A 24,866-nucleotide genomic window follows, 5' to 3' on the forward strand; every position below is an offset into this window, starting at 1 on the left:
CACCACCTTACCTCTCGGCAAATAAGCTTGCGGCAGACTGGTCCGGCTTCGCCTGGGAGGTTGTGAATGCACCGCTTGATATCGGAACGAACGTTTCTCGCCGGCAAGATCATCTTCAACTTCGGTCAATCGACCATCGATTGCGTCGTGCGCCGGATGTCCGAGGATGGCGCAACGCTGGAGATGCAGAGCAGCCTCGGCGTGCCCGAACGGTTCCAGCTTCGGCTCGCAAGCCAGGAGATCCTCGCCTGCCGTGTGCTCTGGCGGTCGGACCGTCAGGTCGGGGTTGCGCTCGGGGCGGAAGATCATGTCGAACCAAAGCCCGGGGACGAGCAGGGGCGGCCGGCCGACTCGCTGATGCGCGGACAGATGCTCGCGCTTCGCGCGGCACTCGATTTCGTCCCGCTCGGCATCGTGCTGCTGGATGCCAATCTCCGCGCGCAGCTGATCAACCGCGCATTCCGGCGGATGTGGCTGTTGCCGGACGAAGTCGCCAACAGCAATCCGTCTTTCGTGACCTTGATGCACCACGGCCGCGATACGCTCGCCTACGAGGTTCCGCCGGCCGAGCTTGAGGCCTATGTCGCCGAGCGGGTCCGTCAGATACAGGCGGGCGACGCGTCTCCGCGCGATCTGCGCCGCACCGGCGGCGACGTCGTTCGGATGCAATGCACGCCGCTGCCCGACGGCGGCCGGATGCTGACCTATACGCCCGTCACCGACATCGTACGCTATTCCGACGAGCTGAAATTGCTGCGCGACGCGCTCGAGAACGTCGAAGACGGCGTGCTGTTGCTCGACCGCGATCTCAATGCCAGCTTCATGAACCGGCGCATGCGGCGGTTCTGGGAGGTGAGTGAGCAGGAGGCGGCCGGCCACCCGACCTATGCATCGCTGGTGAGCCGGGCGCAGCGTGCGAGCGCGCCGGGACTTCCGGCGACCGAAATGACGAAGTTTCCCGTCAAACGCGTCGCAGAGGTCAAGGCCGGCGACCATGTGCGCGATCTTCAGACCCCGGATGGGCGGCGCATCAGGGCCCACTGCACCACGATGTCGAATGGCGGTCGCATGCTGACCTATGTCGACATCACCGATCTGACGCAAAAGGCCGCGATGCTGGAGACGCTCGCCACCACCGATCCGCTCACCGGCCTCTACAACCGCCGTCACTTCCTCGGCTCTCTCGATGCAGAATGGAGCCGGTTCCAGCGCTATTACCGCGCAGTTTCCGTCCTGATGCTCGACATCGATCATTTCAAATCGGTCAACGACCGCTACGGCCACGCGGTCGGCGACGCCGCGATCAGGACGGTGGCGGCCGCATGCCTCGATGGCAAGCGCAAGTCGGACATCGTCGGTCGCCTCGGGGGCGAGGAGTTTGCGATTCTGCTGCCCGAGACCAGCCTGTCGCGTGCCAGGACGGTGGCCGAGCGCATCCGCAAGCGCGTGATGAGCTCGCACATCCCTGCCCATCAGGTTCAGTTCGGCGTCACCGTGAGCATCGGCATTGCGGAAGCAAGCGTCAGCATGTCCGGCATCGACGCCTTGATGAGCGCGGCCGATCACGCGCTGTATCAGGCCAAGGCCGAAGGCCGCAACCGCTGCATCGCCTGGTCGCCCTCGCCGCCCGTGAACAAGGCGGCGGAGTGATCGCACCGAGGATCTATTCCGGCACCGGCACGTCGAAGGTGTTGAGCGTGACCGAGACCATGCAATAGACGCCGACGAGATAGGACAATTCGGCCGCGCCGTGCTCGCCGAACTCCTTCACTGCAGCGCGCCAGGTCAGTTCCGGCAGCACGCCGCCGCTGACCAATGCCGATGCCACGTCGTAAGCGACGGCCTCCTGCCTGGTGAGATCCACCGGCCGCTGCCCGGCGACGATGGTCGCGAGCTTCTCGTCCGACAGGCCACGCTGCTCGGCCACCAGCACATGCGCATAGAGCTCGTAGCCGGAGCGGAAATGCGAGCCGGTGACGAGAATCGCAACCTCGCGCACCGGCGCCGGCAGCAACGGGTTCGACGCGATCGCCTTGACCAGCTCCCACACCGGCTTGCCGAAACGCGGCTCGCGAATCCAGGGATTCCAGGGCCCGAGCAGCGCGCCGTCGTCGCGCATATTTATGAAGCCCTTGAAGTGGTCCGTAATGCCGGCTCGCATGTCGTCATAGAGCGGCTTCTGCTCGTCGGTCAGCTCTTTCGGATCGAGTATGGGAAGGCGCACGGCAGGATCTCCTCGTTGAGAAGGTGGAAAGCTCACCCGCGTGCGCGCGCAAGGCAAGTGAAGTTGCCGTGACGACCGTGCAATTTTGCAAAGGGCAGGGAGACGTTACGCGACGGTATGCCCTATGCCTCGGAATTTTCCACGCTCTGTGGATTGGCGACGTCATCGACGGCAAGCGTCAGCGGCTCTCCCGTCGCGAGGAACGAGGACAAGGCCGCCTCGAACGGCGCAGGGTCGAGCCCCCGCGCTTTCAGCCAGGCGGGCTCGTAGTAGGTCTGCCGGTAACGTTCGCCGGAATCGCAGATCAGCGTTACCAGCGATCCCGTGACGTTCGCTTTTCGCATCTCCGATGCGAGCCGGCACAGCGCCAGGAAATTGGTGCCGGTGGATCCGCCGACCGTCCGCCTCAGGCGGCGCGACAGCACGTTCATCGCTGCGATCGTCGCCGCATCCGGAATCTTCATCATGCGATCGACCACGCCCGGAACGAACGACGGCTCGCAGCGCGGGCGACCGACGCCTTCGATCAGCGAGGGACGCTCGCAGACATGGGAGCGATCCTGCAAGCGGAAGCAGTCGAAGAAGGCGGAATGCTCGACATCGGCAACGCACAGCCGCGTCGGATACTGGCGATAGCGCAAATACCGTCCGATGGTGGCTGACGTACCGCCGGTGCCGGCGCCCATGACGATCCAGTCCGGGATCGGCCGCGGCTCGCCCGTCAATTGCGTGAAGATGGACTCGGCGATGTTGTTGTTGCCGCGCCAGTCGGTCGCGCGCTCGGCGAAGGTGAACTGGTCCATGTAGTGGCCGTTCAACCGGGTGGCGAGCGCGGTAGCCTCCGCATAGAGCGCGCGGCCATCATCGATCAGATGGCAGTTGCCGCCAAAATGCTCGATCGCGGCGATCTTCTCCGCCGAGGTCGTGCGCGGCATCACCGCGTAGAAGGGCACGCCGATCATCTGCGCGAAATAGGCTTCCGACACCGCGGTCGAGCCCGACGAGGCCTCGACGACGGGCGTGCCCTGGCGGATGTGACCGTTGCAGAGTGCGTAGAGGAACAGCGAGCGCGCCAGCCGGTGCTTCAGGCTGCCGGTCGGATGCGTGGACTCGTCCTTCAGATAGATGTCGATGCCTGATAGCGCCGGCACGATCAGCCGGATCAGATGCGTGTCAGCCGTGCGGCACTGGTCGGCCTCGATCGCGGCGACGGCTTCATCGACCCAGCCGCGCCGATAGGCCGGCCCGTCCGGATTGAGATGGCGGAAGGGAAAAGTCTGCATCGGCTGAATCTCTCATGACGCCGATCGCGCATCAATAGCTGCCCCTCAAAACTCCAGCGGCGCGTTGTCGACGACCTCCTTCATCACGAAGAAGGTGCGGGTCTGGCGCACACCGGGTAGCGCGATGAGCTGCTCGCCGTGGATGCGGTTGAAGTCCTCCATGTCGCCGACGCGGATCTTGAGGAAATAGTCGAAGTCGCCGGCGACGAGGTGGCAGTCGAGCACGAATTTCAGTTTTGCGATCGCCTGCTCGAAGATGGCAAAGCTCTCCGGGGTGGAGCGATCGAGCACGACGCCGACCATCACCAGCGTGCCCTTGGCCACCTTCTTCGGGGCGACCATGGCGCGGACCGCGGCGATGAACCCGTCCTCGAACAGGCGCTGGGTGCGGCGATGGCAGGTGGCGGGGCTGATGGCGACGGTCCCCGCCAGTTCCGCGTTGCTGAGGCGACCGTTATTCTGCAGCAATCTCAATATCTTGAGGTCGACGCGATCCAGCCGTGACGACATGGAAGATACTTCCGCTATTAGATTGATTTGCGAAAGAAACACTATCTCAACAGGCAATATTCGCAAGATCACATGCAATATGAGTGCAGCATTCGAGAGCACATTTCTCGCCGACCATGCTAGTCGCTGCGGCCAGCTCAACGCCAATCGGGATGACCTGACCATGCTGGAAAAATTCGCGCGCTATCCGCTGACCTTCGGCCCGACGCCCATCGAGAAGCTGGAACGGCTGTCGAAGCATCTCGGCGGCCAGGTCGAGGTCTATGCCAAGCGCGAGGATTGCAATTCCGGCCTCGCCTATGGCGGCAACAAGCTGCGCAAGCTCGAATACATCATTCCCGATGCGATCGCATCGAACGCCGACACGCTGGTGTCGATCGGCGGGGTGCAGTCGAACCACACCCGCATGATCGCGGCGGTCGCCGCCAAGATCGGCATGAAGTGCCGCCTGGTGCAGGAAGCCTGGGTGCCGCACGAGGACGCCGTCTATGACCGCGTCGGCAACATCATGCTCTCGCGCATCATGGGTGCCGACGTACGTCTGGTCGACGACGGCTTCGACATCGGCATCCGCAAGAGCTGGGAGGACGCGATCGAGGAAGTGAAGGCGGCGGGCGGCAAGCCCTACGCGATTCCCGCCGGAGCCTCGGTGCACAAGTTTGGCGGGCTCGGCTATGTCGGCTTCGCCGAGGAGGTGCGCAAGCAGGAGGCCGAGCTCGGCTTCAAGTTCGACTACATCGTGGTCTGCACCGTCACCGGCTCCACCCATGCCGGCATGCTGGTGGGCTTCGCCGCGGACGGCCGCGCGCGAAAGGTGATCGGGATCGACGCCTCCTTCACCCCTGCGCAGACCAAGGCGCAGGTGCTTTCGATCGCGCAGAACACGGCAAAACTTGTCGAGCTCGGCAGCGACATCGTCGCAGACGACGTCGTGCTGATCGAGGACTACGCCTATCCCGCCTATGGCGTGCCGTCGGAGGAGACCAAGGAAGCGATCCGCCTCACCGCGCGTCTCGAAGCCATGATCACCGATCCCGTCTACGAGGGCAAGTCGATGCAGGGCCTGATCGACCTGACGCAGAAGGGCTATTTCGAGAAGGGCGCAAAGATCCTCTACGCCCATCTCGGCGGCGCGCCGGCGCTGAACGGCTACGGTTATGCATTCCGGAACGGGTGAGGTTGCCTAGCTCTCGCCTCCTCTCCCCTGTTGTCCCGGGCAAGCGTTTAATTAGCACTGACCCGGGACCATTGCCCCAGGAAGGCGTTTGGCGAAGACTTGCAGTTCCGTACTCCTACCGATCGCAATCGATAGATCACGCAGTATGGAACCCGGATCTGCGCTGCGCTTGTCCGGGATGACAGCAGAGCTATTGGCGGGGCCCCTACCGCGTCCGCACGATCTGCAGCAGCTCGTCTCCGTAATGTTCGAGCTTCTTGTCGCCGATGCCGGGCACGTTGCGCAATTCGTCGAGCGTGGTCGGCCAGGCCCGGACGATGCCGTCGATGGTGGCGTCGTGCAGCACGACATAGGCCGGCACGCCGCGCTCCCTCGCGATATCCGCGCGCCAGGATCGCAGCCGCGCGCGCAATTCGGGATCGACGTCGCCTTGCGGCGTGCTGGCCGCCGGCGCGAGATCGCCGCGGCGGGATTTTGCACGGCTGCCGCGGGTGCGGGTGGCCGGGGCGTCCTCGCGCAGCTGCACTTCGGTCTCGCCGCGCAGCACGCCGCGCGAGGACTCCGTCAGCTTCAGCGCGCCAAAAGCTTCGCTGTCGCTCTGCAAATGGCCCATCGCCACCAGCTGCCGCAGCACGGTGCGCCACTGTTTCTCGTTGAGCTCGCGCCCGATGCCGAACACCGACAGTTTGTCGTGGCCGAACTGCGTCACCTTCTCGGTGAGGCGTCCGATCAGCGCGTCGATCAGGTGCATCGCGCCGAAACGCTGGCCGGTACGATAGACGCAGGACAGCAGCTTCTGCGCCAGCACCTTGCCGTCGCGCATCTTCGGCGGCGTCAGGCAGTTGTCGCAATTGCCGCACGCCTCGCCCATCGCGATCTCGCCGAAATAGGCGAGCAGCCGCCGGCGCCGGCAGTGCGGCGTTTCGGCAAGACCAACGAGCGCATCGAGCTTGCCGATCGACACCCGCTTGAATTCGTCGGAGCCGCTCGACTCGTCGATCATGCGGCGCTGCTGCACGATGTCGGAAAGGCCATAGGCCATCCAGGCCGCCGACGGCTTGCCGTCCCGACCGGCGCGCCCCGTCTCCTGGTAATAGGCCTCGATGCTCTTGGGCAGATCGAGATGGGCGACGAAGCGGACGTCGGGCTTGTCGATGCCCATGCCGAACGCGATGGTCGCCACGATGACGATGCCGTCCTCGTTGAGGAAGCGGTCCTGGTTGCGCGAGCGTACGCTGCTGTCCAGGCCGGCGTGGTAGGGCAGCGCGGCAATGCCGGCATCGGCGAGCGCGGCGGCCACTTCCTCGACGCGATTGCGCGACAGGCAGTAGACCACCCCGGCATCGCCCGCATGCCGCTCCCGAATGAACTCCTTCAGTTGCGACACCGCATTGCGCTTGTCGACGATCTCGTAGCGGATGTTGGGCCGGTCGAAGCTGGAGACGAATTGCGGACTGTCCGCAAGCCGAAGCCGTTCGACGATTTCCTTGCGCGTCAACTCGTCGGCGGTCGCGGTCAGCGCGATGCGCGGCACATTTGGAAAACGTTCGGCGATGATGGAGAGGCCGACATATTCCGGGCGGAAGTCGTGGCCCCATTGCGAGACGCAGTGCGCTTCGTCGATCGCGAACAGCGCCACCTTCGCCTGCGCCAGCAGCGCCAGGCAGCGTGGCGTCACCAGGCGTTCCGGCGCGACATAGAGCAGGTCGAGATCGCCCGCGATCAGGCGCCGCTCGATGTCGGACGCTTCCTGCGGGGTCAGCGAGGAGTTCAGCGCGGCGGCATTGACCCCGGCTTCGAGCAGGCCGGCGACCTGATCGCGCATCAGCGCAATCAGGGGCGACACCACGATGCCGCAGCCTTCACGCAGCAGCGCCGGCAATTGATAGCACAGCGACTTGCCGCCGCCGGTCGGCATCAGCACCAGGCAATTGCCGCCCTCCGTGACGTGCCGGATGATCTCGCCCTGCTCGCCGCGGAACCCCGGCAGGCCGAACACCGAATGCAGCACCGACAGCGCATCGCGGCCGTTGGCCGGCGCAGGCAGCGGAGCGGTGGAGGGAGAGGACATGCGTGTGTCGGGGCAAAGCCGTGAGATTCGTCACAAGGCCAGTCGCATGGCGGCGTCCGCGTGGCAAGCCCAACTTGTCCCTCTCCCACTTGCCGGGAGGGACAAGAGGCATATGCGCGCATGAGAAAGCGCTACGCCCCGATCCTTCGCAGCGCTTCCGCGACCGTCACGATCGGCATGTTGCGCTTCCCGGCGGCCTCTAGCGCGTGGCGCATCAGATGCGGCGTGCAGCCATAGGGGCTCGGCGCATCGACGACGTCATGGCTGTAGAAGATCAGCCAGCCACCACTCGCGACCGCCTCGTCGAAATAGCCATCGACGCCTGCCGCATCGATCTCGTAATTGACCAGGGGCGAGGCGCGCAGGAACTGGAGATCGATGACGTCGCGATTGACGCCGGGAAGGATGCCGCGCGCCGAACGGAAGGTCCTGGCGAGCTGCGGCTTGCGCCAGACCGAGGCGATCCCATAGGGATAGGCGAAATTTTCCAGCACGATCGAGGAATCGATGCCGCGAAAATGGCTGCGGTTCCGCTCGATCTCGCGGGCCATGGCGGCCTCGTCGAGATTGATCGCGCTCTGGTGCGAGAAGGTGTGGCAGGCGATCTCGTGCCCGGCACGGTGAAGCCGCACGATGGCGTCGTTCGACAGGCCGTGCCAGTGGTCCGACGGCCGGTCGATCAGGCTGCCGGCGAGATAGAAGGTGCCGCGGCCGCCATGCCGCTCCAGAAGCTCGGCGCCCTCGCCTGCGGCGCTATCGGGAGCATCGTCGAAGGTGAAGCTCACCATCGGCGCATGCGCGGGCAGCCGGTGCGGCGCGGCGCGGAAATGCCGGGCCAGCCGATTGCTCACGCGTCCCTGGAGTGCCGACCACACGACTGCGTTTCCCGTGATTCCCTATTGCTCTACTGAAACATTCGCGCGCTGGTTGAGGCAAGCCTAACGCTTGGGTAATCCTAACGAGGGACCAACGCCCTTCGGTTAACGCGCCAGCACCGAGGCGTCGGCTTCGGTACCGAGATATTGCAGCCAGTTGCGAAATAGTGCCGCAGCAGCGCTGCCCGCGGCAATATCCGTACGCAAATTCAGCGCAGGCAGTTCGTTGCTGAGCGCCGGGTGGCGCTGGTGCCTTGCCTGTTTCTCGAAGCGGGCAAGCTTCTCCTCCGTCGCTGCGTCAAAATAGCTCACGGGCAAATGCGGGTAATTTTCACGCTCGCGCGCAAGATAGCGGCCGATGTCGCGCAGATATTCGCGCTGGAGCGACAGTGCATCATATTCCGGGTGGCCCTGGAAGAATACGAAACGGCTGGCATATTGCCGGACGAAGATATCGACGCCGGCCTTCGCCGAACGCGTCAGCACCTGGTAGCCGGCCTGCGCGAGGTCGCTTTCCGCAATCTCGTTGAGACGCGAATGCGAGACCTTGAGCGGCGCAGGCGCTGCCCGCATCAGCGCATCGCCGGTGACGGTCTCGCAGTCGAAAATGCCGTGACATTTGGCCGGCAGCCGCCGCCGTTCGATCCGGTCGAGGTGCAGCACCGCCGCATGCGCGGCAAGGCACGACCAGATCGTCGAGCGCGTGTTGACCTTGGCCCAGTCGATCAGCTCGGTGAGATCTCGCCAGTACGGTTCCTGGTCGAGTTCGGGTGCAACCGGCTCGGCACCGGTCACGATCAGCCCGTCGAAATTGTGTTGCCGGAGTTCAGCGAGCTCAGAATATTCACTCTCGACATGCCACTTCGCTTCCGGCGAACGCTTCACGGAAGGAAGCGAGAAGCAGTGGAAGCGGATGCGCCGCGGGCCTGCCGCGGCCTGCAGCAGCTTCATGAACTGCCGCTCGGTCGCCTTCAGCGCCGCATCCGGCATGTTGTTGATCAATCCGATGGTGAGTTCGGCGCCGCGATGCTCGCGCGCCAGATCACCCTCGCCCGGCACCAGTGCCGGGCTCGATATGCCTTGATCCCTGTCGATCAAGATCGTCATCGGTACCGCCGCCTACTCCGCGGCCTGGAGGCGCGCCGACGGACAGGCCTTCTCCAGCGCCTGGTCGATGTCTCCGATGATGTCCAGGGAATGCTCGATGCCGATCGACAGGCGGATCGTCTCGGGCAGCACGCCGGCGGCGCGCTGCTGCTCGGCCGACATCTGCCGGTGCGTGGTCGAGGCTGGATGGCAGGCCAGCGACTTGGCGTCGCCGATATTGACGAGGCGCGTGATCAGCTTCAGCGCATCGTAGAAGGTCTTGCCGGCTTCCATGCCGCCCTTGATGCCGAAGGTGAACAGCGAGGAGGCGTTGCCGTCGAGATATTTCTGAACGAGCGGATAATAGGGACTGTCCGGGAATCCAGTGTAGTTGACCCAGGCGACGCGCGGATCCTTGCGCAGAAATTCTGCGACCTTGCGGGCGTTCTCGCAGTGGCGCTCCATCCGCAGCGCGACGGTCTCGATGCCCTGGAGCAGCAGGAAGGCGTTGAACGGCGACAGCACCGAACCCATGGTGCGCTGATAGATGCTGCGCGCGCGCTCGATATAGGCCGTCCTGCCAAAGCGCTCGGCATAGACGAGGCCGTGATAGGAGGCGTCCGGCTTGTTGTAGCCCGGGAAGCGATCGGCGTGCTTGGCCCAGGGGAAGTTGCCGGAATCGACGATGGCGCCGCCCAGCGTGGTGCCGTGGCCGCCGAGGAACTTGGTCAGCGAGTGCACGGCGATGTCGGCACCGTAGTCGAACGGCTTGAGCAGGATCGGGGTCGCAACCGTATTGTCGACGATCAGCGGCACGCCATGCTTATGCGCGATTTCCGCCAGCGCCTCGATGTCGCAGACATTGCCGGCGGGATTGCCGATGGTCTCGGCAAACACGGCGCGGGTGTTCTCATCGATCAGCTTTTCGATTGCTTCAGGCTTGTCGCTCTCGGCGAAGCGGCCGGTGATGCCCTGGCGCGGCAGGATGTGCGAGAGCAGCGTGTGCGTGGTGCCGTAGAGCTGCGGAACCGAAACGATGTTGCCGCCGTGGTCGGCGACGTTGACGAAGGCAAAGTGCAGCGCCGCCTGTCCGGTCGCAACCGCAAGCGCGCCGACGCCGCCTTCGAGCTGGGCGACGCGTTTCTCCAGCACCGCGCTGGTCGGATTGGCGATACGGCTGTAACGATAGCCTTCGGCCTCGAGATTGAAGAGCGCCGCGCCATGATCGGCGCTGTCGAAGGCATAGGCCGCGGTCTGGTAGATCGGCACGGCAACCGCGTGCGTGGTGGCTTCGGGCTCGTAGCCGGCGTGAATAGCGATCGTCTCGTTGCGCATCGTGCCACCTCCGCGTGGAGCGGGCCGCACTTATTGGCCTGTACGAGGCATGTGCGTTGTCCGCCGTCCCTCTGTTAGAGGCGGCTGGTAAAGCGGACAATAATTCGTCTAGAGATCGAGGAAGTAACCCTAACGGTTGTTGATGAATTGGCTAAAATTCGAATCAAACTGGATTAATGAATTGATGCGCCGTGGTGCCTCTTCTCCGGCGCGGCGCGCCACGCTCTCCCTCTCCCGCAACAAGGGGAGAGGGAGAGCGTCGCCTACTCCATCATCTCCCACAGTCGATGGGCGAGCACGCCGGCGCGCTTCTCGATCGCGGCCGCCGCATCTAGCGCGAGGTCCTCGCGATAGCGCCCGGCGATGAGCTGCACGCCGATCGGCTTGCCGTCATGCGGGGTCACCGGCACCACCGCGCCGGGCAGGCCCAGCACATTAATCGCGGAGATGAAGCGGATTTCGCCCCAAAAGATCTCCTTGACGCGTTCCGCGCTGACGGTGTCGTCGCGCGGCCCCGGCGTCGGCTGCACCGTGGTCGGCGCCAGCACCACCGGATATTCCTCGAAAAACAATTGCCAGGCGCGGATGTGGCCGTTGCGCGCGGCGGTCGCATGCATCCAGGCCTTGAGATCGAGCACATTGGCCTTGGTCTTCATGCCATTCCACGCCTTGTGGAAGTCTTCCGAGGTGACTTTCAGCATGCCGGCTTCCTGCATCACCACGGTCTCGTTGGTGATGATGTCGCACCAGCTCTGCCAGACGCCATTGATGTCGGGCACATCGACCTCGGTCACGCGATAGCCGGAGCGCTCGAGGTGATCGGCGGCCTGGCGCAGCGCCGCGCGGACTGAAGGATCCACGTCCATATCCTCGGGGATCCTGGCCAGCGCGACCTTGATCGGCCCCTTCGGCTTCGGCCCGACCAGCGGCGCCGGCACCCACCAGGGATCGCGCGGATCGCGCTGGCTCATCGCCTCCAGCGCGAGACGGACGTCGGCGACGTGGCGGGCGAGCGGGCCCTGCGCCGACATCAGGTGCGCCAGCATCGGCCGCTCGGCCGTAGCGCTTCCGTTGAAGGCGGGGATGCGGCCCTGCGTCGGCTTGATGGTGGCAACGCCGTTGCAATGCGCCGGCCAGCGCAGCGAGCCGCCGATGTCGTTGCCGTGGGCGATCGTGCCGATGCCGGCGGCGACTGCCGAACCTGCTCCGCCCGAGGAGCCGCCGCAGGTGATGTTCGGATCCCAGGGATTGAGCGTCAGCCCGTGCAGGGGATTGTCGGTAAAGCCGCGGAAGGAGAATTCCGGCGTGTTGGTGAGGCCGATGACGATCGCACCGGCCTTCTTCAGGTTGCGGACGACGGGCGAATCCGACGGCGCGATATAATCCTTGTTGGCGGGAACGCCGTTGAAATTAGGCCGCCCCTCGTAGTCGACGTTCTCCTTGATGGTGATTGGCACGCCGTGCAGAAGGCCGAGTTCGCCACCTTTGGCACGCCGCTTGTCGGCCGCATGCGCCGCAGCCAGCGCCTCCTCCGAGAGATCGACGACGACGGCGTTCAGCCTCGGATTGATTGCGCGCATCCGTTCGAGATTCGCCTCCACGGTCTCGACCGCGGAGATGGCACCGGAGCGGATTGCGGCTGCGGTCTCGACCGCCGACCATTGCCAGGCCGGGCCCCTGGGGCGGCGCGGTGCGGACGATTTGCGCGGAGCGGCCTTCTTGACCGTCTTCGCTGCAGCCTTCGCAGCTACGCTCTTGCGAACGGCGCTGGTCTTGCTGGAGGTCCTTGCTGCCTTCTTCGAAGCGTTCTTCTTGGTAGCCGTCTTCTTCGCCACGCCGCATCTCCTGGAATTGCGCGGCGGAATTTATGGAGGTCACGCGACCGTGTACAGGTGCGTTTCTGCATGGCGCGCCGTCGCGACGCGTTGTCGCGGCCGAAGGCGAAGCCAGAGGTGCGCATGAACCTTTGGGACTTCTCGCTTGACCCATATAGTGGTTGAACAACGCAATAAACTACCGCTAAGATTGCCGCCAAACGATCCGTTTTTGACGCAGCTATTTTGACAGCCACAGACTGGAGCATTTGCCATGCTCGTGGATTTCGACAGCGGCTACGGCCAGCAACCATTTCGCGATCTGTGTGCCGACTATCCCGGCGCCGAGACCTACGATCCACACGACTTCCGGATCGAATGGGGGCCGATCTTTCACCGCGGCCGTCTCGACGGAACGGCGCGCGTCCTCGTCGTCGGTCAGGATCCCGCCCAGCACGAGACGGTCGTGCGCAGAATTCTGGTCGGCACCGCGGGCCGGCGGACACAGGGTTTCCTGGCGAAACTCGGCATCACGCAGAGCTACGTGATGGTGAATACCTTCCTGTACAGCGTCTACGGACAGAGCGGCGGTTCAAAGCACAAGAACGAGCCCGGCATCGTCGCGTATCGCAACAAATGGTTCAAGGCCGTGCTCGGGCCGGGCAACATCGAGGCCGTCGTCTCCCTCGGGGGCCTCGCCGACGAGGCCTGGAAGGCCTGGCTCAAGACTGCCGATGGCGCGGCCTACAAGACCCTTGCGTATCAGCACATCACCCACCCGACGTGGCCGGAAAGCTCCGCGCACGATAATGCGACGCGGGCTGCAAACACCAAGATCATGCTGACCAAGTGGAATGCCGCGCTCGCAGCTCTTGCGCCTCAGGTCATGCATCCCGACGTGGCGACGACGCTCGTGCCCTATGGCGACGCCTTCAAGCCGACCGAGCTGTTCGACATCATCGCAAAGGATCTTCCCGCGGGACTGCCGGCCTGGATGCGCGGAGATACGCCATGGGCCGTGCGCCAGGGCGCGGATGCGGCAGCCAAGCGGCGTACGATCACGATGACCATTCCTGACGGAGTGATCCCATGAGCCCGGCCGCAAGCCCGATGCGACGGGCGCTGACCGGGCGGATCGTGACGATGGCCACCGAGGGCGACGTCATCAAGAGCGGCACGATCTTCATCGAGGACAATCGGATCGCCGCGATCGTGCCCAAGGGCCAGCCGGCTCCCGCAGGCTTCGAGGCCGTCGATCCCGTCGCGACCGGCGGCACCATCTATCCCGGCCTGATCGAGCTGCATAATCATTTGAGCTACAACATCCTGCCGCTCTGGCGCGTGCCGCAGCTCTTCGGCAATCGCGACCAATGGCAGAACGCCAAATCGTACAAGACGTCGGTGACCGGCCCAATGAGCGCGATTGCCCTCGCCGACGATGGCTCCCTGCTGCCGGCGCTGGTGCGCTATGTCGAAGCCAAATGCCTGGTCGCGGGAACGACGACGAGCCAGGGGATCACGCTGTCGAACTGGAGCGGCACGATCCACAAATACTACAAGGGCGCACTGCGCGCCGCCGAGATCGGCAGCCCTCCCGATCTTCCGCGAGCGCACTCGAAGATCCCCGACATCGATGCGGAGGATTGGCTGAAGTTCGACAACGAGCTGAAATCGTCGGCGTGCTTCCTGCTCCATCTCAGCGAAGGCATCGATGCCAAGGCGCATAACCATTTCCTCGCGTTGCGCAATGCTGCGGGAGATTGGGCGATCGAGCCGTCGCTGGCCGGCATTCATTGCACGGCCCTCGATGCGACCGACTTCGGAACGATGGCCGAAAACCACGCCAAGGTCGTCTGGTCGCCTCTGAGCAATCTGCTGCTCTATGGGAAAACGACCGACGTCGCCGCCGCCCGCGCGGCCGGCCTGACGATCGCGCTGGGCTCGGACTGGTCACCATCCGGCAGCAAGAACCTGCTGGGCGAGCTGAAAGCGGCGAAAGTCGTGTCCGCGCATTTCGGTCTCGGCTTCAGCGACTACGACATCGTCTCGATGGCGACGCGCAACCCGGCGACGATCCTGAAGTGGGATGCGAAGTTAGGGACGATCGCCACGGGCAAGTTCGCCGACCTCCTGGTCGTGAAGGGCGTCACCGGCGATCCCTACGATCATCTGATCAAATCGCGCGAGCAGGATATCGTCGTGGTCACGATCGGCGGACGACCGCGCTTTGGGACGAAAAAGGCCATGCAGCTGGCGGGCGGAAGCGGCGAGGCGCTCAAGATCGGCAGCAGCGCCCGGTTGATCGACTTCACCTCGCCCGACCAGGACCCGGGAATCGAAAGGGTCACGCTGGCGGAGGCGACGAGCCGGTTGCGCGCGGCGCTCGGCGGTCTCGGCACATTGCAGCCGCGCAGCGTTGCCATGGCGGCGGCGATCGCCGACGGGAGGGTGTCGCGGGCCGGGTGGCGCCTCGCGCTGGACGAGCAGTTCGGCAACAACGTTCAATTGCGCCCGCGGCTCGCATATAACGGCATCCGGACCGGTCCCGATTTGCATGCGGTGGCAGCAGCAGCCGAGCCGCTGCATCCGATCAAGCTGGACGGCCTCACGGTATCAGGCGATGCCGTCTTCCTCGACACGCTCAGGAGCGAGCCAAATTTGCCGCAGGGAATCGCCGAGGCAATCGCAGCGTTCTACTAGGCCGCGATCGCCGATCGTCATCGCCCCTATTCCGCCGGACACGCCGCAACGACGGGGTGCCTGCGGTCGAGCTGGAGGCTCCACAGCGCGAGCAGAAGGCCGATCGCCGTGATGCCGGCTGCGACCAGAGGCAGCGCGGAGAGGCCGAGCCCGCGATCGATGGCCACTCCTCCGGCCCAGGCACCGAGCGCGTTGCCGAGATTGAACGCTGCGATGTTGAGGCTGGAGGCGAGCGTGCGACCGCTGGCGCCGGCCGCCTCCAGCACGCGAAGCTGAAGCGGCGCGACCGTCGCAAAGGACGCGATGCCGAGCAGCAGGATCAGAGCGATGGCGGCGATCTTGACCGACAACACGGCGGCGAGGCCAAGCAGCACGATGGCGAGCGCCGCGAGCGTGCCGATCAGGGCGCGTGCAAGACCGCGATCGGCGAATTTGCCGCCCGCGACATTGCCGATCGCGAGCCCGACGCCGAACACAAGCAGGATCGGCGAGACCGCGGCTTCCGAAAAGCCGGTAAAGCGCGTCAGGATCGGCTGGATATAGGTGAAGACGACGAACAGGCCTGCAAAGCCGAACACGGTCATGGCAAGCCCGAGCAGCACCTGCGGACGGCCGAGCACCGCGACTTCCTCGGCAAGCGAGATCGGCTTGTCGCCATTGCCGACATCACCCGGCACGAGCGCCGCGACCACCGCGAATGCAATCATGCCGATGACCGTCACTGCCCAGAACGCCGCGCGCCAGCCGAGCATCAGGCCGAACCAGGCCCCGAAGGGGACGCCCAGGAGCGTTGCGACCGTCAGGCCGATGAACATGGTCGATATCGCCGAAGCCCGCTTGTCCTCGGCGACGAGGCTGGTCGCCACCACCGAGCCGACGCCGAAGTAGGTGCCATGGGCAAGCGAGGTCAGCACCCGCGCCGCCATCAGCAGTTCATAGTTCGGTGCGAGCGCGCAGGCGGCATTGCCGAGCGTAAAAATCGCCATCAGCCCGAGCAACACGGTTTTCCGCGGAATCCGCCGCGTCGCCAGCGTCAGCACCGGCGCGCCGACGAACACGCCGAGCGCATAGCCGGAAATGAGCAGGCCCGCGACCGGCACCGAAACATGCATGTCGGCGGCGACCTGGAGCAACAGGCCCATGATGATGAATTCGGTGGTGCCGATGCCGAAGGCACCGGCGGTGAGGGCGAGGACGGCGGGAGGCATGCGTGGCTCCAATGCGAGGGAACAACCACGCAGATAGCCGCGCCGACTCAAAATCATTAGAATGCCCATAATCCAATCATTTGTGACGTGAATTCAACATGGCCCGTTTCGATACCAACCGCTCCGCCGAGATGGAGGTCTTCGTCCGCGTCGTCGATCTCGGGGGGTTCACCCAGGCGGCGCGAAAACTGCGCCTGACACCGTCGGGCGTGAGCAAGCTGATCTCGCGGCTGGAGGCGCGGCTCGGCTCCCGGCTGATCAACCGCACCACGCGCAAGCTCACGCTGACGGAAGAGGGCCAGGCTTTCTACCAGCGCGCCGTACGCATCCTCGCCGAGATGGAGGAAGCCGAGCGCGAGGCGGCATCCGGCGCCACGCCGCGCGGCCGGCTCACCGTCAACAGCAACATTCCCTTCGGCATGCTGCATGTGATGCCGCTAATCCCGCGCTTCCTCGAACAGCATCCCGACGTCACGCTCGACCTCGTTCTGACCGATACGCTGATCGACCTGATGCAGGAGCGCGCCGACGTCGCGATTCGCGTCGGACCCTTGCGCGCCTCACGCCTCGTCGCGCGAAAGCTCGGCACCAGCCGCATGGTCGTGGTCGGCGCCCCGAATTATCTGGCACGCTTCGGCACACCAAAGATGCCGGCGGATCTCGCCGACCATCGCGGCATCGGCTGGACCTTTCCGCGCTCGATCCGCGGCTGGCCATTCAAGCGCGGCGACCATTCCGAAGAAGCCGTGCCGCCGCCGGCCGCGCGCGCCAGCGACGGCGAAGCCGCCCGCCGCCTCACCCTCGGCGGCGTCGGCCTCGCCCGCCTCGCCCTCTTCCACATCGGCCCCGACATCGAAGCCGGCCGCCTCGTGCCGGTGTTGCAAGGCTACAACCCCGGCGACCGCGAAGACATCCACGCCGTCTATGTCGGCCATAGCGCACCGCTCCCGGCACGCGTGCGCGCGTTCATCGATTTTCTGGCCGAGCATGTGCGGGTGAGCGATCCCGTTCTGAAGCGCGCGGGGGACGGGAGGTGGAGGGTGTTGGGGCAAGGCTGATGGCGGAGAGAGTGGGATTCGAACCCACGGTACGGTTTCCCGCACACACGCTTTCCAAGCGTGCGCCTTAAGCCACTCGGCCATCTCTCCGGAGCGCACTCTCTTGAAGGGGCGCCGACGATTTTGCAAGGGATCGCGGGGGAATCGGGCAATTTTTCCGTAAGATGTTGTATTTTATAAGCAATATCGGGCGTCACCTTGGCGCCTGGAACCGCCGGCAGACTGAACCGGCGGCAGGTTTGGCGCGACGATTCACTTGAGGATTCCAAACACGACCGGGGACACGATGACCTTCCGCCAGACCATCGCCGCGCTGAGCCTGATTTCGGCCCTTGCCACAGCCTTCGCGGTGCCGGCCGCCGGGCAGGTCTGCACCCGGCAAGGGTTCGACGTCAGCTGCGACGACGGGCGGCGCGGGGTGCTTTCAGGCGATGCCATCCTCTGGCCGGACGGCACGCGTTCGAGCGCGACGCCGCACCAGAGCGTGATCATCGGCAACAAGAGCTCGGTGCATGTCGGGCCCGGCGTGTTCGTCGGCCAGGGCAAGGGCGTGGTGCCGCTGGACGATCCCAACGCACCGAACAAGCGGCAGTGCGCGATTCTGGAGGGGGTGTCGTATTGCTATTGAGGCGCGCTCATCCTTCACCTCTCCCCGTAAGAACGGGGCGAGGGAGAAGACCTATATCAACCGCACGCCGGAGATCGCCGACTTGAGCCAGCGCAGCGCTTGCGGCGGCTGGGCGGCGAGCGGTGCCACCGCCGCCTTTTCCGTCCGGCACTTCTCCAGCTCGGCGACGAAATCGGCGGACCATTGCTGGATGGTGTGGCCGCGCAGCTTCTTCATCATCGCTTCCCAGCGCATCTTGCGCTCGGTCAGCGGCATTGCGGCTGCGACGGCGATTGCGCGGGCCATGCCGTCGATGTCGTGCGGATTGACCAGCAGTGCCGTGTCGAGCTCATTCGCTGCGCCGGCGAATTTCGACAGTACCAGCACGCCGGGATCGGCCGGATTCTGAGCTGCAACGTATTCCTTGGCGACGAGATTCATGCCGTCATGGAGCGGCGTCACCACACCGATCTGCGCGGTGCGGTAAAGGCCGGCGAGCACGGCCTGGCTGAAGCCCTTGTTCAAATAACGGATCGGCGTCCAGTCCACCTCGCCATGGCGGCCGTTGACGTCGGTGACGAGGCGCGCGACCTCGTTCTGGAGATTGCCATAGGCCTCGATCGCACCGCGGGAGGGGTTGGCGATCTGGAGCAGCGAGATGCTGCGCAAGAATTGCGGCTGCTCGGTCCAGAGCCGGTCGAACGCGCTGATGCGATTGACGAGGCCCTTGGAATAGTCGAGCCGGTCGACACCGATGGCAAGCCGCTCGCCGTTGAGGCTGCGGCGCAGCCGCGAAACGTCGGGATGCGAAACCGATTTCGCGGCGTATGCGGCGAACTTCTCCGCATCGATGCCGATCGGGAACACTTCGCAGCGCGTGCGGCCATGCTGCGAGCTGACGACCCCATCCTCGATGGCGAGGCCGAGCTCGCTGCCGACATAGCCGAGGAAATTCTCGCAATCCTCATTGGTCTGGAAGCCAAGCAGATCATAGGCCAGCATCGCCGTGATCAACTCGCGATGGTTGGGCACGCCCTGCATCACCGCGGCGACCGGCCACGGCGTGTGCAGAAAGAAGCCGATAGGATCGTCGACGCCGAGATCGCGCAGCTCCGCACCGAGCGCGAGGAAATGATAGTCCTGCACCCAGAACGCGGTTTGTGCTTTTCGGAATCGCATCAAGGCGCGCGCCATGAAGGCGTTGACCTCGCGATAGCTGACATAGTCGTCGCGAGAGACGTGGATCAGGTCGCTGCGCGAATGCAGCGCCGGCCACAGCGCCGAATTGGCAAAGCCTTCGTAATAACCGCCGTAATGCGCCGCCGGCAGATCCAGCGTCGCGATCGCGCCCGAACCCAGCGATTCGATCTCGGCGAATGGTTCCTTCTGATGGCCGTCGCGCACGCGGCCGGACGAACCCACCCAGATCGCACCCGAATGTTCCACCACCGGCAACAAGGCCGCAGCGAGACCGCCCGTCATGGGCTCGTTTGGCTTCCCGCGCGCAACTCGATTTGAAACGACGACTAAGTTCACAGGTCGTCCCCTCCTGTTCATTCCACCCCATTTAACTGCCGTTCATCAATATGGTTCCTGTCATCATTTCTTCGGAATGAAACCAAAATCGGGCACGCGCGTTGGAACCGGTTTACCTCGACGGAACCCGGGGATTTCACTGAACAAAGTCGTCTTCCGAGGCTTTGGTGCGCAACGTGAATTGCGCGCGCAAGGGAACTGCGCGAGCGATAATGTGGCTCCGGGATGTCGGTGCCTTATTCCAACCTTGAGTCGTCGAGCAGCCGCGCGAGGAACGCGCGCACATCGTTCGGCGCGTCGAAGTGCCCGTTGACACCCATAGCGCGGCGGCCGACCGAGAAGGCGAGCCCGTTCATGTCGGGCATGATCGCAAACACGGTCTCGTCGGTGACGTCGTCACCGATGAAAATCGGACGGCGTCCCTTGAAAGGTTCGTGCTTCATCAATTCACGCACGCCGGTCGCCTTGGTGAAACCGGAATGCTTGATCTCGCAAACGAACTTGCCGGGCAGTACCTCGATCGGCGCATTGGGCAGGTCGGCGCGGATCAGCGAGACGGCTTCGTAGATCGCCTTCTCCGCGTGCGGCGCGAGGCGATAATGCAGCGCCAGCGAATAGCCCTTGTCCTCGAGAAGAATGCCGGGGCTGAGTTTTGCGACCGCGGCCAGCCGTCGCTTCAATTCCTTGTCCATCGGCGGCGCGTGCACGTCGTCGGCCTCGTTGCCCCCCGACAGGCGCATCTCCGCGCCGTGGCCGGCGACCGCGCGGAAGACATCCGGCGCGAAGATCAAATCGATGTCGTTGAGCGAGCGGCCGCTGACCATCGCCAGCGCGCCTGAGGTGCGCTCCGTCAGTCGCTTGAGCGTTTCCGACAGGCCCGGCGGCACCCACACCTCACGCGGCGTCGGCATCAGGTCGAGCAGCGTGCCGTCGATGTCGAGCAGGATCGCTGTCTCATCGAGATGCGGCACGAGTGCGTGAGGCACCGGCACCGCATCGGGCGCTTCATCGTCGACCATGGCGCGCTTTTGATCCAATTCAGCCAGTTCCGATTTCATAGTCTACTCCATTGACGCCAGCGGCCGCGCGATTTCTTCCAGCGATTTGCGCTCCGCAGAGACGGCATAGCGCCACGCCACGATTGCAGCCGCGACCATCAGTGCCGCCCCCAGCAGATAGCCGGCGAACACGCTGGTCCGGGAGCCGGTGTCGATCAGCGCGCCGAACAGCGCCGGCCCGATGACGCCGCCGATGCCGGTACCGACCGCGTAGAACACCGCGATCGCCAGCGCGCGGACTTCCAAAGGAAAGGTCTCGCTGACGGTGAGATAGGCGGCGCTCGCGGCGGGCGAGGCAAAGAAGAAGATCACCATCCATGCGATGGTCTGCCCCTGCGCACTCAAGACGCCGATCGAGAACAGATAGCCCGACAGCGCCAGCAGCAGGCCCGACGCGCCGTAGGTGAACATGATCATGGCACGGCGGCCGAGCGTATCGAACAGACGGCCGAGCAGCAGCGGGCCAAGGAAATTGCCGGCGGCGAAAGGCAGCAGATACCAGCCGACGTGATCGGCGCGGATACCGTAGAAGTCGGTCAGCACCAGCGCGAAGGTGAAGAAGATGGCGTTGTAGAAGAAGGCCTGCGCGATCATCAGCACCAGGCCGACCATCGCGCGCTGGCGATAGACCGAGAACAGCGTGTGCACGACCTCGCGGATCGGCGTGTGATCGCGCATCCTCAGCCGCATCCTGGGGAAACGCCCGTCGCTCGTGTCCTGATCGTGTCCGATCACCGAGCGCTCGATCTCGCCGACGATGGCGTGGGCCTGGTCGGGACGGCCGTGGATCATCAGCCAGCGCGGACTTTCCGGAATCCACATGCGCATCAGCAGCACGACGAGCCCGATGGCTGCGCCGATGAGATAAGCGAGGCGCCAGCCGAAATCGGGGTCGATCACGGCAGGATCTAGCAGAACGATGGCCGCCACCGCACCCATTGCCGCGCCGATCCAGAAACTGCCGTTGATGACGAGATCAGTCCAGCCGCGATAGCGCGCCGGCACCAGTTCCTGGATGGTCGAATTGATCGCGGTATATTCGCCGCCGATGCCGGCGCCGGTGAGGAAGCGAAACAGCGCGTAGCTTGCGACATCCCATGACAGAGCGGTCGCCGCCGTTGCCGAGAGATAGAGCGCGAGCGTGATGAAGAACAGCTTCTTGCGGCCGATGCGATCGGTGAGCCAGCCGAAGCCGAGCGCGCCGATCACCGCCCCGGCGAGATAGGCCGAATTGGCAATTCCGAGATCGAGATTGGAGAAATGCAGCGAGGGGCTCTGCTTCAGCGCGCCGGAGAGCGCGCCGGCCAGCGTCACCTCGAGGCCGTCCAAGATCCAGGTGATGCCGAGCGCGAGCACGACGCGGGTGTGGAAGCCGCTCCAGGGCAGCGCATCGAGCCGTGCGGGGATGCTGGTCTCAATGACGCGATCGGCCGCGGCCGCCGTGGAGACCACAGGTCCATAGTTCGGCGCTGGACTTCGCTGCAATTCCATCGCGTTGTTGCATCTGACCAATGGACGCGGCCCCGGTTCACACGACGTGGACGGGGCGATCCGATCCTGGGGGTGCGGCATTCCGCCTGCCACCTGCGACAACGTCTGCGGCGAGGGCAGGTTCCCATGGGAACGGCCGTTGGCACGGCTCGTTTCCGGTGGAGCCACAAGGAATTGACGCATGGCTCACGTCAGAAAGACGACACATTCCCGCAAACCGGCAGCACGCAGGAGCGCGCGCAGGAAGACCAGTACAAGGCACAGCGTCGCGCGCAAGAGCAGCAAACACGCCACGCCAAAGCGCTGGTCGCAGCGCGTGACGAAGGAGAGCGACGCCCTCGACCTCAAGCAAGGCGTGTTCAAGCTGACCAGCGCGAAGAGGATCGCGGCCTCACTGATGCGCTCGGCCGAGCACAGCGCGCGCCGCAGGACCGGCGCCTACCGCTCGGCGCTGTCGATGCTGACCTTCTACATCAATCGCGCCGGCAAGACGCTGCCGAAGACGCAACGCACGCGGCTGGAGCGCGCGAAGGTGGAGCTGAAGCGGGCGTTCGGGAAGGAGTGAGCCCCGAATCATCCTGGACAAGCGGAGCGCTGATCCAGGACGACATTGGAGAGAGCGCGCGTTACGCCGCCCGGATATTTCCCATGAACCGGTCGAGCTCGGCGCGCAGGCGGGTGCTTTCGGACGACAGCGTCTTGGCCGAGTTCAGTACTTCTTCCGAGGCCGAGCCGGTCTCGGCCGCGCCGCGGTTGACCTGGCCGATGTCGATGGCGGCGGTCTGGGTGCCCTGCGCGACGGTCTGGACGCTGCGCGCGATTTCCTGCGTCGCTGCGCCCTGCTGCTCGACCGCGCTCGCAATCGATGTCGAGATCGACGAGATCTGGCCGATGGTCGCGCCGATCTCCTTGATCGCCGCAACCGATTCGGCAGTTGCGCCTTGCATGCCGGTGATGTGAGAGGAGATTTCGTCGGTGGCCTTCGCAGTCTGGCTCGCCAGCGACTTCACTTCGCTGGCGACAACGGCAAAGCCGCGGCCGGCCTCACCCGCACGCGCCGCCTCAATCGTCGCATTGAGCGCGAGAAGATTGGTCTGCTCTGCGATCGCCGTGATGAGCTTGACGACTTCGCCGATCTGCTGGGCGGCATGCGAGAGCTTGCCGATGCGACCATCGGTCTCCTTGGCCTGCACCACGGCAGCTTCCGCGATGCGGCTGGAATCGCGGACCTGGCGACCGATCTCCTCGACAGAGGCCGAGAGCTCTTCCGTCGCGGTCGCGACCGACTGCATGTTGCTGGAGGCCTGCTCGGAGACGCCGGCGACCTGGCTCGACAGGCTCTGCGTGGTCTCCGCGGTGCGGGTCAGCGTCGAGGCCGCCGATTCGAGCTGCACGGCTGAGGCCGAGACGTTGGAGACGATGGCGCCGACCGCGCTCTCGAAATCGTCGGCAAAGCGGATCAGCTCGGAACGGCGGCTTGCGGCCTGCTCCCTGTTCTGGGCTTCGCTCGCGGCGGCGTCGCGCTCCGCCTTGGCCACGGCCTGCACCTTGAACTCCTCGACTGCGCCGGCCATCTCGCCGATCTCGTCCTTGCGCCCCAGGCCCGGCAGCACGACGTCGAAATTGCCCGACGCAAGCTCGCGCATCGCCTTGCACATCGCGATCATCGGACGCGAGATGCCGTTGCCCAGCATCAGAGCCAGCACGGCGCCGATGGCAAGGCCGCCCAGTGCCATCATCAGCATCAGCCGCTCGGTCTCGCCGATGGTTGCATTGGCGCTGACTTCGATGCGCTGCTGATCCGCCGTGAGCTCCGACCGCAGTTCACCCGAGAGCTTGAGAATGGACGCGGCCGTCTTGGTCATCTCGCCGTTCAGCTTGACGATGACCTTCACGTTCTCCGTCAGCTTTGAAAAGGAGGTGCGGTACTGCTTGAGCAGATTGCCGATTTCGGTGACGCGATCGGTGATCTTCTGGTCGTTCGCATAGATCGAGACCAGCAAGGTCTCCAGGAACTTGATGCGGGCGATCACGCCGTCGGCGGTCTTCGGCTCCGGCTTGGCAACGAAGGCGCTGACCGATGTGGAGACCGCCAGGTATTGCGATGTGATGTCCTTGGCCGTGGTTTGGACGGATCCAAGCCCTGCCAGTGCGGCGGTATCGGCGAGATCGTCGAACTTGAAACGGATCTTGTTGCCGACGCTGTTGAGCTCATCAGCCGCGATCTTGCTGTTATCGCGCGTCAGCGTGATGATTTCGCCGAACACCTTGGTAAAGCTCTTGAAGTCGGCCTCGAGCTTGCCGACCTGCTCACGGCGCGCGGCGCCCGTGGTGGCCGCCGCCGACTTGGCGATCGCAGCCCTCAGATTCTCTTCGGCTCCCCTGGCCGCGGTCTCATCGTCCGCCGCACCGGTCAGCGTGTAGGCCCGCGCCAGCCCCTGGTAAGCGATCAGCTCGCGATCGACCGTCCGCGCAAGGTCCGCTTCGGCGACGCTGGAGCGGTAGGAGGTCACGGCGACCTGAATCCGCTCGAAGCCGAAATAGGCGAAAGCCATGCTGACGGCGAGGATGGCCAGCACCGCCACGAAGCCGAGGATGATTTTTGCACGAAAACGCAAGGTGAGCAGCTTCGATGTGTTCGGCTTCGACTTGACGGGCATTCCCCCACCCCATTCCATTCGCGGAAAACCAGGCGCAGCCCGGAAGCAGCCCGCTTCCCGACTCTTCGCCACGTTACGGGGCAAAGGATAAGCCGCGGTAAATTTGCGGCGCCGCAACCGGCGGTTAGGCGACGCGGATTTTTCCGTCGACCCGGTCTTCGCCGGGACAACAT

At 64.7% G+C, this 24,866-nt stretch carries 20 protein-coding genes and 2 tRNA genes; 7 read left to right on the forward strand and 15 right to left on the reverse strand.

Translation table 11 applies throughout. The features are described from left to right. Positions 1 to 66: 66 nt before the first annotated feature. Positions 67 to 1,650: a sensor domain-containing diguanylate cyclase gene (locus OC450_RS27535; protein WP_262049014.1), complete on the forward strand. Its 1,584-nt coding sequence runs from the start codon at positions 67 to 69 to the stop codon at positions 1,648 to 1,650. A gap of 13 nt (positions 1,651 to 1,663) precedes the next feature. On the opposite strand, the gene OC450_RS27540 is transcribed toward OC450_RS27535, so the two are convergent. The 4 genes from OC450_RS27540 to OC450_RS27555 form a co-directional block, all read right to left on the reverse strand. After that, positions 1,664 to 1,999 (reverse strand): carboxymuconolactone decarboxylase family protein, encoded by a 336-nt coding sequence (locus OC450_RS27540; RefSeq protein ID WP_211386102.1) that lies wholly within the window; start codon positions 1,997 to 1,999, stop codon positions 1,664 to 1,666. After that, positions 1,969 to 2,054, reverse strand: a tRNA-Ser gene (locus OC450_RS27545). Before OC450_RS27545 ends, OC450_RS27540 begins: the two co-directional genes overlap by 31 nt. 292 nt (positions 2,055 to 2,346) lie before the next feature. Next, complete coding sequence (locus OC450_RS27550) at positions 2,347 to 3,507, reverse strand: PLP-dependent cysteine synthase family protein (protein WP_262049015.1); 1,161 nt, start codon at positions 3,505 to 3,507, stop codon at positions 2,347 to 2,349. Between the two features lie 45 nt (positions 3,508 to 3,552). Further along, positions 3,553 to 4,017, reverse strand: a complete 465-nt coding sequence (locus OC450_RS27555) for an Lrp/AsnC family transcriptional regulator (protein WP_211386100.1) — start codon at positions 4,015 to 4,017, stop codon at positions 3,553 to 3,555. A gap of 163 nt (positions 4,018 to 4,180) precedes the next feature. Here OC450_RS27555 and OC450_RS27560 point away from each other — a divergent pair, with 163 nt between their 5' ends. Then, the gene (locus tag OC450_RS27560; protein WP_256806186.1) at positions 4,181 to 5,194 is read left to right on the forward strand and encodes a 1-aminocyclopropane-1-carboxylate deaminase; all 1,014 of its coding nucleotides are present in this window, start codon (positions 4,181 to 4,183) and stop codon (positions 5,192 to 5,194) included. A gap of 205 nt (positions 5,195 to 5,399) precedes the next feature. On the opposite strand, the gene recQ is transcribed toward OC450_RS27560, so the two are convergent. From recQ to OC450_RS27585, 5 genes are all read right to left on the reverse strand, one after another. Then, the gene (gene recQ, locus OC450_RS27565; RefSeq protein WP_262049016.1) at positions 5,400 to 7,265 is read right to left on the reverse strand and encodes a DNA helicase RecQ; all 1,866 of its coding nucleotides are present in this window, start codon (positions 7,263 to 7,265) and stop codon (positions 5,400 to 5,402) included. A 131-nt stretch (positions 7,266 to 7,396) separates the two neighbouring features. After that, positions 7,397 to 8,140, reverse strand: coding sequence for a polysaccharide deacetylase family protein (locus tag OC450_RS27570; protein ID WP_211386098.1), 744 nt, complete (start codon positions 8,138 to 8,140; stop codon positions 7,397 to 7,399). Positions 8,141 to 8,245: 105 nt separating this feature from the next. After that, on the reverse strand, positions 8,246 to 9,247 hold the full coding sequence (locus OC450_RS27575) for a homoserine O-succinyltransferase (RefSeq protein ID WP_211386097.1): 1,002 nt from the start codon (positions 9,245 to 9,247) through the stop codon (positions 8,246 to 8,248). 12 nt (positions 9,248 to 9,259) lie between these two features. Beyond that, positions 9,260 to 10,561, reverse strand: coding sequence for an O-acetylhomoserine aminocarboxypropyltransferase/cysteine synthase family protein (locus OC450_RS27580; protein ID WP_211386096.1), 1,302 nt, complete (start codon positions 10,559 to 10,561; stop codon positions 9,260 to 9,262). Between the two features lie 263 nt (positions 10,562 to 10,824). Beyond that, on the reverse strand, positions 10,825 to 12,396 hold the full coding sequence (locus OC450_RS27585; protein ID WP_262049017.1) for an amidase family protein: 1,572 nt from the start codon (positions 12,394 to 12,396) through the stop codon (positions 10,825 to 10,827). A gap of 253 nt (positions 12,397 to 12,649) precedes the next feature. On the opposite strand from OC450_RS27585, the gene OC450_RS27590 reads away from it, so the two are divergent. Together OC450_RS27590 and OC450_RS27595 are read left to right on the forward strand one after the other, a co-directional pair. After that, positions 12,650 to 13,468: a uracil-DNA glycosylase gene (locus tag OC450_RS27590; protein ID WP_262049018.1), complete on the forward strand. Its 819-nt coding sequence runs from the start codon at positions 12,650 to 12,652 to the stop codon at positions 13,466 to 13,468. Continuing rightward, positions 13,465 to 15,075: an amidohydrolase family protein gene (locus tag OC450_RS27595; protein ID WP_262049019.1), complete on the forward strand. Its 1,611-nt coding sequence runs from the start codon at positions 13,465 to 13,467 to the stop codon at positions 15,073 to 15,075. The genes OC450_RS27590 and OC450_RS27595 overlap by 4 nt, the downstream gene beginning before the upstream one ends. Before the next feature lie 26 nt (positions 15,076 to 15,101). Here the strand turns inward: OC450_RS27595 and OC450_RS27600 are convergent, their stop codons facing one another. Beyond that, positions 15,102 to 16,283, reverse strand: a complete 1,182-nt coding sequence (locus OC450_RS27600; protein WP_262049020.1) for an MFS transporter — start codon at positions 16,281 to 16,283, stop codon at positions 15,102 to 15,104. Between the two features lie 98 nt (positions 16,284 to 16,381). Here OC450_RS27600 and OC450_RS27605 point away from each other — a divergent pair, with 98 nt between their 5' ends. Continuing rightward, complete coding sequence (locus tag OC450_RS27605; protein ID WP_211386091.1) at positions 16,382 to 17,341, forward strand: LysR family transcriptional regulator; 960 nt, start codon at positions 16,382 to 16,384, stop codon at positions 17,339 to 17,341. Here OC450_RS27605 and OC450_RS27610 read toward each other — a convergent pair. After that, positions 17,342 to 17,431, reverse strand: a tRNA-Ser gene (locus OC450_RS27610). 196 nt (positions 17,432 to 17,627) lie between these two features. Between OC450_RS27610 and OC450_RS27615 the strand changes: the two genes are divergently transcribed. Then, a complete protein-coding gene (locus OC450_RS27615) occupies positions 17,628 to 17,969 on the forward strand; it encodes a hypothetical protein (RefSeq protein WP_211386090.1) in 342 nt (113 codons plus the stop codon). 51 nt (positions 17,970 to 18,020) lie between these two features. On the opposite strand, the gene OC450_RS27620 is transcribed toward OC450_RS27615, so the two are convergent. The 3 genes from OC450_RS27620 to OC450_RS27630 form a co-directional block, all read right to left on the reverse strand. Continuing rightward, on the reverse strand, positions 18,021 to 19,484 hold the full coding sequence (locus OC450_RS27620; protein ID WP_262049047.1) for a trehalose-6-phosphate synthase: 1,464 nt from the start codon (positions 19,482 to 19,484) through the stop codon (positions 18,021 to 18,023). 236 nt (positions 19,485 to 19,720) lie between these two features. Then, the gene (gene otsB, locus OC450_RS27625; RefSeq protein WP_211386089.1) at positions 19,721 to 20,542 is read right to left on the reverse strand and encodes a trehalose-phosphatase; all 822 of its coding nucleotides are present in this window, start codon (positions 20,540 to 20,542) and stop codon (positions 19,721 to 19,723) included. 3 nt (positions 20,543 to 20,545) lie between these two features. Next, on the reverse strand, positions 20,546 to 22,033 hold the full coding sequence (locus OC450_RS27630) for an MFS transporter (RefSeq protein WP_211386088.1): 1,488 nt from the start codon (positions 22,031 to 22,033) through the stop codon (positions 20,546 to 20,548). A 181-nt stretch (positions 22,034 to 22,214) separates the two neighbouring features. Here OC450_RS27630 and OC450_RS27635 point away from each other — a divergent pair, with 181 nt between their 5' ends. Next, on the forward strand, positions 22,215 to 22,598 hold the full coding sequence (locus OC450_RS27635) for a DUF3175 domain-containing protein (RefSeq protein WP_262049021.1): 384 nt from the start codon (positions 22,215 to 22,217) through the stop codon (positions 22,596 to 22,598). Between the two features lie 61 nt (positions 22,599 to 22,659). Here the strand turns inward: OC450_RS27635 and OC450_RS27640 are convergent, their stop codons facing one another. Next, positions 22,660 to 24,693, reverse strand: a complete 2,034-nt coding sequence (locus tag OC450_RS27640; RefSeq protein ID WP_262049022.1) for a methyl-accepting chemotaxis protein — start codon at positions 24,691 to 24,693, stop codon at positions 22,660 to 22,662. Between the last annotated feature and the right edge of the window lie 173 nt (positions 24,694 to 24,866).

Source organism: Bradyrhizobium sp. Bra78 (assembly GCF_024519855.1).
Lineage (GTDB): Bacteria > Pseudomonadota > Alphaproteobacteria > Rhizobiales > Xanthobacteraceae > Bradyrhizobium > Bradyrhizobium japonicum_G.

Excerpts from the sequence above, each read along its gene's own strand:
- OC450_RS27595 (WP_262049019.1), top strand. The coding sequence starts at position 13,465 with ATGAGCCCGGCCGCAAGCCCGATGCGACGGGCGCTGACCGGGCGGATC.
- OC450_RS27580 (WP_211386096.1), bottom strand. The coding sequence starts at position 10,561 with ATGCGCAACGAGACGATCGCTATTCACGCCGGCTACGAGCCCGAAGCC.
- OC450_RS27535 (WP_262049014.1), top strand. The coding sequence starts at position 67 with ATGCACCGCTTGATATCGGAACGAACGTTTCTCGCCGGCAAGATCATC.
- OC450_RS27630 (WP_211386088.1), bottom strand. The coding sequence starts at position 22,033 with ATGGAATTGCAGCGAAGTCCAGCGCCGAACTATGGACCTGTGGTCTCC.
- recQ (WP_262049016.1), bottom strand. The coding sequence starts at position 7,265 with ATGTCCTCTCCCTCCACCGCTCCGCTGCCTGCGCCGGCCAACGGCCGC.
- OC450_RS27640 (WP_262049022.1), bottom strand. The coding sequence starts at position 24,693 with ATGCCCGTCAAGTCGAAGCCGAACACATCGAAGCTGCTCACCTTGCGT.
- otsB (WP_211386089.1), bottom strand. The coding sequence starts at position 20,542 with ATGAAATCGGAACTGGCTGAATTGGATCAAAAGCGCGCCATGGTCGAC.
- OC450_RS27590 (WP_262049018.1), top strand. The coding sequence starts at position 12,650 with ATGCTCGTGGATTTCGACAGCGGCTACGGCCAGCAACCATTTCGCGAT.
- OC450_RS27550 (WP_262049015.1), bottom strand. The coding sequence starts at position 3,507 with ATGCAGACTTTTCCCTTCCGCCATCTCAATCCGGACGGGCCGGCCTAT.
- OC450_RS27635 (WP_262049021.1), top strand. The coding sequence starts at position 22,215 with ATGGCTCACGTCAGAAAGACGACACATTCCCGCAAACCGGCAGCACGC.
- OC450_RS27605 (WP_211386091.1), top strand. The coding sequence starts at position 16,382 with ATGGCCCGTTTCGATACCAACCGCTCCGCCGAGATGGAGGTCTTCGTC.
- OC450_RS27575 (WP_211386097.1), bottom strand. The coding sequence starts at position 9,247 with ATGACGATCTTGATCGACAGGGATCAAGGCATATCGAGCCCGGCACTG.
- OC450_RS27555 (WP_211386100.1), bottom strand. The coding sequence starts at position 4,017 with ATGTCGTCACGGCTGGATCGCGTCGACCTCAAGATATTGAGATTGCTG.
- OC450_RS27560 (WP_256806186.1), top strand. The coding sequence starts at position 4,181 with ATGCTGGAAAAATTCGCGCGCTATCCGCTGACCTTCGGCCCGACGCCC.
- OC450_RS27600 (WP_262049020.1), bottom strand. The coding sequence starts at position 16,283 with ATGCCTCCCGCCGTCCTCGCCCTCACCGCCGGTGCCTTCGGCATCGGC.
- OC450_RS27615 (WP_211386090.1), top strand. The coding sequence starts at position 17,628 with ATGACCTTCCGCCAGACCATCGCCGCGCTGAGCCTGATTTCGGCCCTT.